Origin of the sequence: Paludisphaera mucosa, from assembly GCF_029589435.1 — a bacterium.
GTDB lineage: Bacteria > Planctomycetota > Planctomycetia > Isosphaerales > Isosphaeraceae > Paludisphaera > Paludisphaera mucosa.
This window is the reverse complement of record NZ_JARRAG010000001.1, coordinates 1,730,430-1,742,486: the sequence shown is the minus strand read 5'-3', so window position 1 is coordinate 1,742,486 and position 12,057 is coordinate 1,730,430. Positions and strand designations below refer to the sequence as shown.

General features: G+C 66.3%; 9 protein-coding genes. 7 read left to right on the top strand and 2 right to left on the bottom strand.

Features of this window, described 5'->3' with window-relative positions; all coding sequences use genetic code 11:
• Positions 1-135: 135 nt before the first annotated feature.
• Positions 136-840, bottom strand: a complete 705-nt coding sequence (locus PZE19_RS07115; protein WP_277859881.1) for a DNA polymerase beta superfamily protein — start codon at positions 838-840, stop codon at positions 136-138.
• A gap of 180 nt (positions 841-1,020) precedes the next feature.
• On the opposite strand from PZE19_RS07115, the gene PZE19_RS07110 reads away from it, so the two are divergent.
• The 3 genes from PZE19_RS07110 (at position 1,021) to PZE19_RS07100 (ending at position 5,283) form a co-directional block, all read left to right on the top strand.
• Positions 1,021-2,370, top strand: a complete 1,350-nt coding sequence (locus tag PZE19_RS07110) for a Gfo/Idh/MocA family protein (protein WP_368411260.1) — start codon at positions 1,021-1,023, stop codon at positions 2,368-2,370.
• Between the two features lie 49 nt (positions 2,371-2,419).
• The gene (locus tag PZE19_RS07105; protein WP_277859879.1) at positions 2,420-3,307 is read left to right on the top strand and encodes a hydroxypyruvate isomerase family protein; all 888 of its coding nucleotides are present in this window, start codon (positions 2,420-2,422) and stop codon (positions 3,305-3,307) included.
• A gap of 602 nt (positions 3,308-3,909) precedes the next feature.
• Complete coding sequence (locus PZE19_RS07100; RefSeq protein WP_277859878.1) at positions 3,910-5,283, top strand: LysM peptidoglycan-binding domain-containing protein; 1,374 nt, start codon at positions 3,910-3,912, stop codon at positions 5,281-5,283.
• A 96-nt stretch (positions 5,284-5,379) separates the two neighbouring features.
• Here PZE19_RS07100 and PZE19_RS07095 read toward each other — a convergent pair whose 3' ends face one another.
• Complete coding sequence (locus PZE19_RS07095; RefSeq protein WP_277859877.1) at positions 5,380-6,081, bottom strand: CAP domain-containing protein; 702 nt, start codon at positions 6,079-6,081, stop codon at positions 5,380-5,382.
• 648 nt (positions 6,082-6,729) lie between these two features.
• On the opposite strand from PZE19_RS07095, the gene PZE19_RS07090 reads away from it, so the two are divergent.
• The 4 genes from PZE19_RS07090 (at position 6,730) to PZE19_RS07075 (ending at position 12,057) form a co-directional block, all read left to right on the top strand.
• Positions 6,730-7,557 (top strand): hypothetical protein, encoded by an 828-nt coding sequence (locus PZE19_RS07090; RefSeq protein WP_277859876.1) that lies wholly within the window; start codon positions 6,730-6,732, stop codon positions 7,555-7,557.
• A gap of 259 nt (positions 7,558-7,816) precedes the next feature.
• On the top strand, positions 7,817-9,349 hold the full coding sequence (locus tag PZE19_RS07085; protein WP_277859875.1) for an FHA domain-containing protein: 1,533 nt from the start codon (positions 7,817-7,819) through the stop codon (positions 9,347-9,349).
• 270 nt (positions 9,350-9,619) lie between these two features.
• Positions 9,620-11,353: a serine/threonine-protein kinase gene (locus tag PZE19_RS07080; RefSeq protein WP_277859874.1), complete on the top strand. Its 1,734-nt coding sequence runs from the start codon at positions 9,620-9,622 to the stop codon at positions 11,351-11,353.
• A 251-nt stretch (positions 11,354-11,604) separates the two neighbouring features.
• Complete coding sequence (locus tag PZE19_RS07075; RefSeq protein ID WP_277859873.1) at positions 11,605-12,057, top strand: hypothetical protein; 453 nt, start codon at positions 11,605-11,607, stop codon at positions 12,055-12,057.

Genomic DNA, 12,057 nt, shown 5'->3' with positions numbered 1-12,057 from the left:
ATCGGGTTCGACCAGGCAGGCGTCCAGGTTGCCGTAATGCTCCTCCAGGCATCGCATGAGGAGGTCCTTGATCCGGGCCTGGTCGGGGGTGGCGGGCAGCTTGCTCTCGGCGCACGCCCTCTCGAGCTGGGATTCCTAATCGCTAAACCAGCGGCGGAGACGTTCTTCGCTCCACTCGCCGCGGCGGATGGCTTTGAGTCGCTCATTATCACGCTGGAGGTCGACGTCGCCTTCGGTCAGGATCTGCTCGACCTCGCCGATGAGGCGGACGACGTGGTAGGCGAACTTCACGTCGTAGCCGTGCTTCGCGACCAGATCGGCGCGGCGACCCTCGGGCTGTTTGGTGGCGATCTTGTGAAGCTGCGAGTAAGCGTACCCCTTGAACTTGGGCCAGGCTCCCTTGTGGAGGAACAACCGTCGGGCCTCCCGGACGATGTTCCCGACCCGCGTCGAGTGCAAGACGCAGTTCATCGGGGTGAAGAGCGAGTCGAGCACGTTCGGATTGTTCTGCATCGCCAGGTCGAAAAAACGGACGACGCCGAAGATCGTCACGTCGTACGTGCGTCCATGCCCCGCCAGGGCGTCGCGATCGGCGACGTGATGTTCCTGGAAGACTTCGAATCGCTTGCTCGGGATCCCGAAGCCGGGGATCTCGCCCCGAAGATGCGGGAAGAGGTCGTCCTTCGGTGGGATCGCCCAGCCGTAGACGTCGAGGTCGCTCGCGTCGGAAGACACGCCGTAGGCCACGCTCCCCATGATCGTCTCGTACTGCACGTTTCCCGGCAGCCATCGAGGCGGTCGGATCAGCCCTCGGTCGGTCAATCGCTGGACTGTGCTCATGGGCTGCGACCCCTCTCGACGATCCGACGCGCCGGGCTACGTCGAGGTTCGGCTCGGACGCGATCCGGGGCGGGGTGTTTTCCCATCTAGACTCTCGCGAGGCGGACGCGAAGGGAATACAGTGGGGCCAATGCGAGGGGCCGGCCATCCGCTCGGGGAAGCGTCGAAAGAGGGCATCTCATGGATCGTCGTGGTTTTCTCAGGACGGGTGCGATGGGGCTGTCGGTTCCTACGGCCTTCCGGGCCATGGCCGAGGAGGCCGGGGACCAGCCGGTGAAACGTGTCGGGATCATCGGTCCCGGCTGGTACGGCAAGATCGACCTCCTCCGCCTGATCCAGGTCGCCCCGGTCGAGGTCGTCTCGATGGCGGACGTCGATCAGCACATGCTGGCGGGCGCGGCCGACATCGTCGCGGAACGTCAGGCGTCCAGGAAGAAGCCGCGGACCTACGGCGACTACCGCGAGATGCTCAAAGAGAAGGACCTGGACATCGTCCTGGTCGCCACGCCCGACCACTGGCACGCGCTGGCGATGATCGCCGCCGTCGAGGCCGGGGCGGACGTCTACGTCCAGAAGCCGGTCAGCCACGACATCGCCGAAGGGACCGCGATGCTCCGCGCCGCACGGAAGCACGGCCGGGTCGTCCAGGTGGGCACCCAGCGCCGGAGCACGCCGCATCTCATCGAGGCCCGCGACGACATCGTCAAGGCGGGTAAGCTCGGCAAGGTCGGACTCGCGGAAATCTACTGCTATTACCACATGAGGAGTGACGGATCGCCCCCGGAAGGGCCGCCCCCGGAATACCTCGACTGGGAGATGTTCGTCGGCCCCGCCCCGATGCGGGCTTACAACCCGAGCATCCACCCCCGCGGCTGGCGCGGCTACATGGAGTTCAGCAACGGGATCATCGGCGACATGTGCATCCACATGCTCGACACGGTGCGTTGGATGCTGGACCTGGGCGCCCCCCGGACGGTCGCCTCGGAGGGGGGCATCGTCATGGCGAAGGGAGGTTCCAGCAACACGACCGACACCCAGGTCGCGACCTTCCGGTTCGACGGGCTCGACGTCGTCTGGCAGCACCGGACGTGGGGCTCCTCGCCCGATCCGAAGTATCCCTGGGGAGGCACGCTCTACGGCGACAAGGGGACCCTGAAGTTCAGCATCAACGGTTACGACTTCATCCCCAATGAAGGGCCGGCGCTCCACCGCGACGTCACCATGGAGCTGGAACAGTATCCGGTCGACAAGACGGAGAAGGACCTGGAGCGGCAGGTCGCACCGGCGGTTCGCTACCACATGCTCGACTTCCTCTCCGCGATCGCCAGGCGAAGCAAGCCCGTGGCCGACATCGAGCAAGGCTATCTTTCGACGACCGCGTGCATCCTGGCGAACATGTCGCAGAAGCTCGGCCGATCGCTGGCGTGGGACGCCGACAATCACAAGATCGTCGGCGACGAGGAGGCCAACGCCCTGCTCCAGCGCCCCTATCGCAGCCCCTGGATCCACCCCGCGACGGCCTCAATCTGACCCGAGCCTGGGCGCGCCGCGGCACCATCCCCTCGACAAGGACCCGACGATGAGCCTCTCTTCGAAGCCGGAATCGACCCGTCGCGATCTCATCCGAGCGGCCACCGCCACCGTCGCCGCAGGAGTCGCCTTGGGCGGCTCGTCGACCCACGCGGCGGCCGACTCGAACAAGAAGTCGGCCGCGACGGGCCGTCTCAAGCAATCCGTCTGCCGCTGGTGTTACGGCAAGATCCCACTCGACGAACTGTGCTCGGCGGCCAAGCGCATGGGCCTCGTCGGGATCGATCTCCTCGGCCCGGCGGATTTCGCGACGATCAAGAAGTATGACCTGATCTGCACGATGGTCGGCTCGCATCCGCTGAGCGACGGCTTGTGCGAGCCCAAGTTCCACGCCAAGTCCCTGGAGATGATCAACGCCGCGATCGAGGCGACCTCCAAAGAAGGCTGGCGGAACGTCATTTGCTTCTCCGGCAACCGCCGAGGAATCGACGACAGGGTCGGTATGGACAACTGCGTCAAGGCCCTCAAGGAGATCGTTCCGATCGCCGAGAAGGCCAAAATCATCCTCAACATGGAGCTGCTGAACAGCAAGGTCGACCACGCCGACTACATGTGTGACAACTCCAAGTGGGGTGTCGAGCTGGTCAAGCGGGTCGGCTCCAACAACTTCAAGCTGTTGTACGACATCTATCACATGCAGATCATGGAAGGCGACGTCATCCGCACGATCGAGAAGGAACATGCCGCCTTCGGACACTACCACACCGGCGGCAACCCGGGCCGACATGAGATCGACGAGTCGCAGGAGCTGAATTACAAGGCTATCGCCCGCGCCATCGCCGACACCAAGGACGAGGTCTACTTCGCGCACGAGTTCATCCCCGCCCGCGACCCGCTCACGAGTCTCGCCGAGGCGGTCGACCTCTGCGTCGTCTGAGATTCCCTGCCGTCATGCGTCCTCGCAAGGCAAGACGCAAAAAAAAGCGGGCGGCGGGTGTCACCCCGGCGCCCGCTTATCCTGTTCGAGCACTGCAGCGATATCGATTCGGAATAGCAGGCCTTTTCGATAGAGCGATCAATGCTTGCAGGATACTGGACCTAAGACAGAACCTCGCGGGAGTTTGTGTCGATCTGAGCTACCCGTCACAGTAGCTCGATCTTATCAGTCTCGTGCGAGGGTCATCGGAATCTGTCGCTCAGAGCAACCTCGTTCTTCCGAACTCTGTCTGATTTAACCATAGATCATTCCGAAAACCCCGTCAAGTTAGTCCAATTCTTTTTCCGGTCCTCCTACTCAAATCGTCACTTCCCCGACGATGGAATCGACCCGACCGATCCACCAGGGCGGCGCAATCCTTTAAGTTCCCAGCGAGTGCGGTCGAAATTGGAGGAAGAGCATCGATGGCCGTGCGGACGTCGCCCGGCTGACGACGCCTCCGTTCATCGCCGATGGACGGAAGACATCGGCCCGGCCTCGACGCCTTGCGCCATCGATGGTGCTGCGCGAGGTGGGGCAAGCGTAGCGGCGAGGACGTTCCCTTGAACCGAATCCGACGCAAGAGGATCATCTTCCCGGCCCTGGGGCTGTGGCTCGCCGCGGGCGTCGTCGGGACTTCGGCTCCCGCCCAGGACTCTCTCGCGTCCCCGGCCGCGGCAGTTTCCGGGAGGCGAGCGGTTACCGACGGCCCCCCCCTCGCGACCGCGAAGCCGAGCGTCGCCGCCTCCGATTCGAAGGTCCATGGGACGATCACGGTCGACTTCGATAAGGTGACGATCAACGAGCTTCTGAGGCTGGTCGACGTCGTCGAGAAGGTCGACGGGGTGATCCACATCGTCTCATCGAAAGCCGGCGACGGAGTGCCCGCTCTCGTCGTCACCGGATCGCGAGGAACCCTCGCACTGACGCGGCCCGATTCGCCGACAGCGCCGAAACTCGTCGTCGGTCCCCCTCGCGACGGCGAAGGGCATCCGCAACGCATGTCGTCGGCGCTTCAAGCGTTTTCGACGGCGAGCATGCCCGAATTTCCTCGACTGGCCGCACTGGGTCGATTCCTTGGGATTGCCCGTAGGACTACTGGGCCGAACGACCGGAGAGAGACCGTGGCCGATGCGTTGCCACGACACAACGGGCGCAATGTCGTTCCTCTGGAAAGTCCTCGACCCGAACCGAGCTCGATTCCGGTGGGGGCGTCTTCACAGCCATGGCTACCGTCGACAGCCCTCAATCCTGGCTCGCACATCGAGGCGCTCGCCAGCGGGCAGCCGACGGTCGTCAAGCCGATCCATTCGCCCTGGCCGACGCCTTCCGCCGACGAGGTTCCGGTTTCTCCTCAGGATTTCGACGTCTCGCGGACGGGCCGCGACGAAGAGGCGGTGGCGAAGGCCGCTCCACAACGCCATCTGGCCGCCAAGGGTGAGACCTTCGACGGGCTGGCCCGAAGGTTTTACGGAGACGGCCGTTACGCCTGGGCTCTGTGGTGGGCAAACCGAGATCGAGTGACCTGGCCCGACGCCCTGACGGCGGGCAAAGCCCTCGTCGTTCCAGGTCTTGGCGACCTGGATCCGAAGATGGTCATGACCCAGTCGACGCCGTCGAACGACGCCGTGCCGCGGCTGGAGCCGATCGGACCGCGCCGCGATCAGGAGACGGTCCGGGCCTCCTTCAACCCGACGCCGGTGCAGTCGACCGAATCGACGGAGTCGGGCGGGTTCGCCGTGCATATCGTCCGGCCGGACGACACGCTACGCATCATCGCCCGGGAAAAGTGCGGGGACGAGAGGAAGGCCCTCGATATCATGGCGTTGAACCGGGACGCCCTGTCTCGCGAGGGACGCCCTCGAGTCGGACAATGCTTGATCCTCCCCGCACCCTCGACGGAGACAGCCAATCGCGCTCCCGCCTCCGGTCCCTGAGTTCGGCGAGCTCGTGAATTCCCGAGGTTGATTTCGAAAAGCAAACGAGCCCTCCCGATTGGGAGGGCTCGTTTCTCGTTTTCGCGGCAGTTCGTTTCAGCGGGCGTTGAGCGTCCAGTATGGGCCAGGACCGAATGCGATGCCGAAATGGGTCGCCGAGGGCGAGAGCAGGTTGCGGCGATGGCCCGGCGAGTTCATCCAGCCGGCCGCCGTCGAATCGGCGTCGGTGTAGTTGTACGCACAGTTCTGGATGCCTGAAGGATTGACGTGATGACCCAGCCCCCGTCGGCACTGCTCGGCGTTGTTCTGGTGCGCCCATGAAGACAGGTCCGAGTCGTAAGCCAACGGGTGCAGCCCGGCCGAGGCCCGGATACGGTTCAGGACGCTCATGAAGCCGTAGGGGTCGCCAGTCGTAGCATAGGTGTACGCTGCGGCAGGCTCGGCCGCGGTGGCCGGGTCCGCGACGGGCGTCGACTCGCTAGCGGGAGCGGCTTCGGCGACAGGCGCGGCCGCGTCGGCAGCCTCCTGCTCAGCAGTCTCGGTCGAGGGAGCGACCGGCTCGGCCTGCTGGGCGACGCTCGCGACCTGCGGGGCGACTGCGGATTGAGCCTGGGCGTAGTTGTATGTGTAAGCCGGCGAGGTCGGCTGAGTGTGGACGTGGTGATGCTGGTGCGACGGCTGACGGAGGCGTCCGACGAGACGGGAGATGGGACCGGATCCGGCGTCCTGGGCGCTAGCGCTGGAAGACGCGGCGGCGAAGAGGAGCGTCAGGATCCAGGGGGAGTGAAGCTTCGACATGGATATCCTGCCTTTCTCTGGATGAAGACTCGATAAGGCGTACCGGGAGCGCTTCGGGACTCGAGCACGGTCCGCTGGTCGGCCGTGAGGCGAAATCCGTCGTGGTAGGCGTCGAAGCGGCCGGGGATCGGATGAGCCGGAGGAAATCGGTGCGGGCGAGGCGTCATGGCTAGGCCGCGCGAGTCGGTCGACGACGGCGGCCTGATCCGAAAGACGGCTTCCACCAGAGCAAGACACGTGCCGAAGCCAAGATGGAACTCTTGTCTAGAAAAAGACTTGAAGCTGCAACGATTGGACTGGTCGTAAGGCCTCTCCAGCCGCTTCGTGAGTATCGGCCGGACGAGTATTTACAAAGCAAGTCAAAAATCCCCCTGGAATTCCGACCTCCTTGGCGAATCTTCCTGTGCGGCATCCGACGTCGTCGGTCTGGTCGGGTGCCATCGGTCTCCGGGTCGAGGTCGTTAGGTATAGGGCTGGGTTCCACGGTTCGCATCTCCGACGCGACCTTTCGCTCAATAAACATTGGGGCCCGTCGAATTACCTGTGTATGGCGGACGGGTTGCGATGCGACCGCCGCCGATCCAGTTCGTAGAAGCTCAGGTCGTCCGCGGACGAACGCCAAGGTTCCCGGGATTCAGGAGACTCAGCATGGCCTGCTCGTTGATCAAGAAGTCGCTGCTTGGTGCGGCCCTCGGCGCCGGGACGTTGTTCCTGGTGTTCGGCTCACACGCCCCCAGCTACGTGAAGACCGCCTTCCACAAGGTTCGTCGGGATGTGAAGGGGTCCGTCCCGCTGCCCTTCGACATCGACCGGGCCCGCGAGGAGATCGCCAGCCTCGAGCCGGCGATCCGCGAGAACATCGAGCGGCTGGCCCGCGCCGAGGTCGACGTCGAGCACCTCGACAAGGAGATCGTCGCGATCCGTTCCAACATGGACGGCGAGAAGACCGCGATGCTGACCCTCCGCGAGAGCCTGAAGTCGGGCGAGTACCGCCTCGCCGGCCACAGCCGCGTGGCGTACACCGAGGACGAGGTCAAGAACGACTTGGCCCGCCGCTACGACTCGTACAACAACGTCAAGAAGATCCTCGAGGCCAAGGAGTCGACCCTCAAGGCCAAACAGAGCGAGATCGTCGCCTTCCGCAAGCAGCTCACGACGATGATGGCCCAGAAGAAGACCCTCACCACCAAGCTCGACGAGATCGAGGCCCGGCTGCGGCAGATCGAGGCCACCCAGGCCACGAACGACGTCCAGCTCGACGGCAGCGCCCTGTCGCACGCCAAGGAGACCGTCAACGACCTTGAGAAGCGGCTCGAGGTGATGGCCCGCAACGCCGAGATCGAGGGCCGCTACGCCGAATCCGGCGTCCCGGTCGAGGTCGCCCCCGGCCGCGACGTGGTCAAGGAGATCGACGCCGAGTTCACGCCCGCGTCGACACCGAGCCCCGAGGCCAAGGCCAACGGCAAGAGCCTCTGACGCCCGCGACCCGCGGAACCCTCCGGGGCCGGTCGGCCGCCCGATTTCGCGGCGACCGGCCGGCCTCGTCCGATTCCCTCTCGGGAGGGCGGGCCGGCGATCACGACCTCCCCGCCTTTCGCGTCCCGCCGACGCGAGGCCTGAACGACGGACCCCGGCCCTCAGGACGCCTCGCTCGACGGGTTGAGCGACGTCAGGCACACAGCGTAAGATGGCGGAGAATGAAAACCCCATGGCCACTCCGGGCGGCGAATCAACCATGATGGGGCAATGGCGGATCCTCCTGCGGCAGGCCGAAGAGGCCGCACGGGGTGGGAAGTTCGAGGAAGCTTACGCCCTGGCCGGCCGGCCCGAGGTCGCCGACCATCAGCAGGCGGTGCAGTTCCGTGGTCGCCTCGGCCTCGACCTGATCGCACGGGCCGCCCGCCGCGCCGGCAGCGACGATATCTCCGGGGCCGTCGAGGACCTTCACCTGGCCGAGCGGCTGGGCGCCCCGCCCGACTCGCTGGCCGCCGCGAGGCTCGGCATGGCCGACCGGGTCGCCGACGAGATCCGCGCCGACCTCGACGTCGGCGAGCCGATCCGGGCGCTGGAGCGGATCGAAGCCCTGGCCCGGGACAAGATCAGCGGGCCGGCTCTCCGCCGCTTCCGCGAGATCGCCGAGGCCTGGCGGCTGGCCACGGCCGAGGCCCGCCGCGGCGAGTTCGGCGAGGCCCACGAGAATCTCGACCGCGCCGAGCGCCTCGCCGCCGGTGCCGGCGCGATCGCCGCCCAGAACGCGGTCGCCTCGGCCCGACGCGACCTGGAGGCCCGCCAAAAGACGGCCGCCCCGATGGTCGAAGCCCTCTACACGGCCCTGTCCGGCGGCGACTGGCCAAAGATCCTGGCCGCGGCGGAAGCCGTCGTCGCGTGCGTCCCGGAACATCCTGCTGCGCGCCAAGCGCGGGCCAAGGCATGGCAGCAGATCGCCGCCATCGGCCCCTCTAGCGGTTCGCAATGGGCGCGCCGGCCGGCCGAGCCGGCGCGCGTCGTTCGAACGTCGAACCCCGTCGCCGACCCGGGCGACGAGGCCCCGCCCCAGAAGGGGGAAGGCGAATGCCGCGTGTTCCCGATCCTGGGGCCCGCCGCCCCAGCCAGCCGTCGCGTCGATCCCGCGCCGGTCCGGCCTCTCGCCCGCGCCTCGGCGACGGGACCTCGGGGACGATTCCTCCTGTGGGCGGACGCCGTCGGCGGCTTCCTCGTCTGCCTTGAAGACCGCATCGTCCTGGGTCGGGCGGGGGCCGACAGCCCAGCCGACGTCCCCTTGATGGGAGACCTGTCCCGCAACCATGCCACGCTCGTCCGCGGCAGCGAGAGCTACATGCTCGAGCCGCATCGCGACTCGTTCGTCAACGGCCGCCGCGTGAACGAGCCGACCGTGCTACGCAGCGGCGACGTGATCCGCCTGGGATCGACGGTCGAGTTGGAATTCCGCCAGCCCAGCCCCTTCAGTGCGACGGCCCGGTTGGCCATCATCAGCCGACATCGCCTGCCGATCGCGGTCGACGGGGTGCTGCTCATGGCCGACACCTGCATCGTAGGCCCTGCGAGCCAGGCCCACATACCGGCGCCGACGCTTCGCGACCCCGTCGTCCTCTATCGCCAGGGCGCCTCGTTGTGGTGCCGGGCCAAGGGTGGATTCGAGGTCGACGGCCGCCCCTGCGTCTCTCGCGCGCCCTTGACTCTGACATCCAGCGTGCTGGGCGAGGGCTTCTCGTTCAGCCTGGAGCCGCTGGGCTCCAACCCGGTCTGATGGACCGTCGCGCGAGACGCGGACGCGGCCCCGGTGAGTCGGGAAAATCCGTCCCCGTCGATCAACATTTTCTCATCCTCGGCGAACTGACGATAGGCCGGGAAGGACCAAGACGTGGATCGACGCGAACAGCAACCGGCCCCTGGAGCTGAGCAACCGATGAACGCCACGGCCGCCGACCGAGTCGGGAACCCCATGGCTGAGACGGCCCCTTACCATACCGATGAGGAGTCGGGCCCTGGCTCCGGAAGCGCGACGGGAAACACCTCAATGCCGGAATCCTCGTCTTCGAGACAGCTCAACGGTCGTTTCGCGTTCGGCTCCGGAGACCGCCCGCTCGACGGCTACACGATCAAGCGCGCCGTCGGCCGCGGGGGGTTCGGCGAGGTCTATTACGCGACCTCGGACTCGGGCAAGGAAGTGGCCCTCAAGCTCATCCTCCGCAACCTCGACGTCGAGCGTCGCGGCGTCGTGCAGTGCATGAACCTGAAACACCCGAATCTCCTGACCATCTTCGACCTGAAGACCAACGACGCCGGCGACGCGTTCGTGGTCATGGAGTACGTCGCGGGGCCCAGCCTGGCCCACGTGCTGCGTCAGCATCCGCGGGGTTTGCCGTCGGACGAGGTGCGCCACTGGCTGAAAGGGCTGACCGAGGGCGTCGCTTACCTGCACGACCACGGCGTCGTCCACCGCGACCTCAAGCCGGCCAATCTGTTCATGGAGGAAGGGACAGTAAAGATCGGCGACTACGGCCTGGCGAAGCTCATCACCGCGAGCCATGGCAGCGAGCACTCCGAGAGCATCGGCACCTGCCACTACATGGCCCCGGAGATCGGGTCTGGCAAATACAACAAGCCGATCGACATCTACGCCGTCGGAGTTATTCTCTATGAGATGTTGACGGGTCGCGTGCCTTTCGACGGCGAGACGGTCAACGAGATCCTGATGAAGCACCTCACGGCGCGGGCGGACGTCTCGACCTTGCCCGCGGAATACCGGGGGATCGTCTCGCGGGCGCTGGCAAAGGACCCGAATCAAAGGCCCGCGCAGATTTACGACCTGCTGCTCCCGGCCGACACCCCGCGCTCGCCCGACATCCGTATCATCGGCGCCAAGGGGGTCGGCGAACCGCCGGCCGGCCGCCCCGAGGATGTCCACCGCATCGAGGCCGAAGAGCCGGTCTTCTACATCGGACCCGACACTCTGCCGCCGCGGACGGAACCCCGACTCCAGGATCGACTCAAAGCCGACTGGAAACGGATGCGTGGGGCGGCGAAGCGTCAGGGGACGCGACCCCCCGTGCGGGCGGCGGGATTCTTACGCGAGGCCCCTCGAGTACCCGAATACGTCGCGCCCGTCGCCGAGCGGCCCGTCCCTCGACCCCCCGAACCCCCGCCGGAGACGACCGGCCGGGCGCGCGTTGCCGAGGTCACCGCCTCGATGCTCTGGGCGGCCTTGATGATAGGTTTGCTCGTACCGCCGGCGGCCGCCCTGCTCGACGTCGATCTCGCCCACGACGTCCCGAGGATCGTCTTCCTGTATGGCACGGCGCTACTCGGCACCTGGGCGTCGCTAGGCCTGAACAAGTTCCTGGAGGGACGCAACGTCGACGCCGTCGGCCGCCGCGTCGCCGCGCTGATCGCCGGGGCGGCCGTGGGCGGCGGGGCCTTCCTGCTGTCCCAGGGGCTGATGCTGGACCAGCGCTCGGCCGGCCTCGCCCCGATTTACTTCGCGGCGCTCTTCGGGGTCGCGTCGGGCTGGTCGGGCCAGGCCGCTCGAGACCGAACGAAGCGATTCCGCCTCGCGCCGATCGCGTGGACGTTGGTCCTGGCCGGTCTCGTGAGCCCGCTCTGGGAAAACCACCCCGCCGAGGGTGTGGCGCTCGCGACGATCATGGTCGTTGTCGTCCAGGTCGTCAGCCCGTGGAGCGAACAGGCGTCGCTTTACACGCGGTACCTACGCACCCTTGAGAAGGCCCAGGGGCGGACCCGGGCGGCGTGAATCCGGACGGACGAAATCGTCGAACGGGCCCCGACGTCGGAGATGGACTGACTCCCATGAAACGTTTGCTGAAATTCCTGATCCTGGCTGGACTCGCGGCGGTCGTGCTGTATTCGATCTCGCATCACCGCATGAATCAGGCCGACCGACGGCCCGTCCTCGAGCGAGTCCGTCGAGTCGTGAACTCGATGCATCCTCGAAGATCACCCGAGACGAGGACCTCGCCGGCCTCCGTTGAGGGTGAGACGAACGTGCGTGAGGTCGCCGGCCAGGTCTCGGCGACCGAGGAACGTGCCAAGGCCGACGCCAGGCGGGCCCTCGAACGCGAGGTAGCGACCTGGCTGGATCCGCAGGTACCGACGACCTGGTCGTCCCCGGCACACCTGATCGACGAGATGGTCGAGGAAACCCGGATCACGCCACAAGTGAAGCCGTATGGAACCGTCTATACCGCCGTGTTCGACGCCGACTTCGGGGCCGGCCGGCGCGAGCGGCTGGTCGACGCCTATCGTCGCGACGTCGTCGAGTCTCGCACTCTCAAACTCGGGGCCTTGCTCGGCTTCCTCCTGATCTGCTTGGGAGCCACGTCGGGCTATATCCGCGCCGATGAGGCGACCAAGGGCTATTACACTGCCCGGCTCCGCCTCGCGGCGGCGGCCGCCGTCGGGGCTTCGGGGGTTTTGCTGTATCAGTTCCTCGCCTGA

Bases quoted from the DNA above. Each gene is read 5' to 3' on its own strand.
- PZE19_RS07115 (WP_277859881.1), bottom strand. From the start codon at position 840: ATGAGCACAGTCCAGCGATTGACCGACCGAGGGCTGATCCGACCGCCT.
- PZE19_RS07110 (WP_368411260.1), top strand. From the start codon at position 1,021: ATGGATCGTCGTGGTTTTCTCAGGACGGGTGCGATGGGGCTGTCGGTT.
- PZE19_RS07105 (WP_277859879.1), top strand. From the start codon at position 2,420: ATGAGCCTCTCTTCGAAGCCGGAATCGACCCGTCGCGATCTCATCCGA.
- PZE19_RS07095 (WP_277859877.1), bottom strand. From the start codon at position 6,081: ATGTCGAAGCTTCACTCCCCCTGGATCCTGACGCTCCTCTTCGCCGCC.
- PZE19_RS07090 (WP_277859876.1), top strand. From the start codon at position 6,730: ATGGCCTGCTCGTTGATCAAGAAGTCGCTGCTTGGTGCGGCCCTCGGC.
- PZE19_RS07085 (WP_277859875.1), top strand. From the start codon at position 7,817: ATGATGGGGCAATGGCGGATCCTCCTGCGGCAGGCCGAAGAGGCCGCA.
- PZE19_RS07080 (WP_277859874.1), top strand. From the start codon at position 9,620: ATGCCGGAATCCTCGTCTTCGAGACAGCTCAACGGTCGTTTCGCGTTC.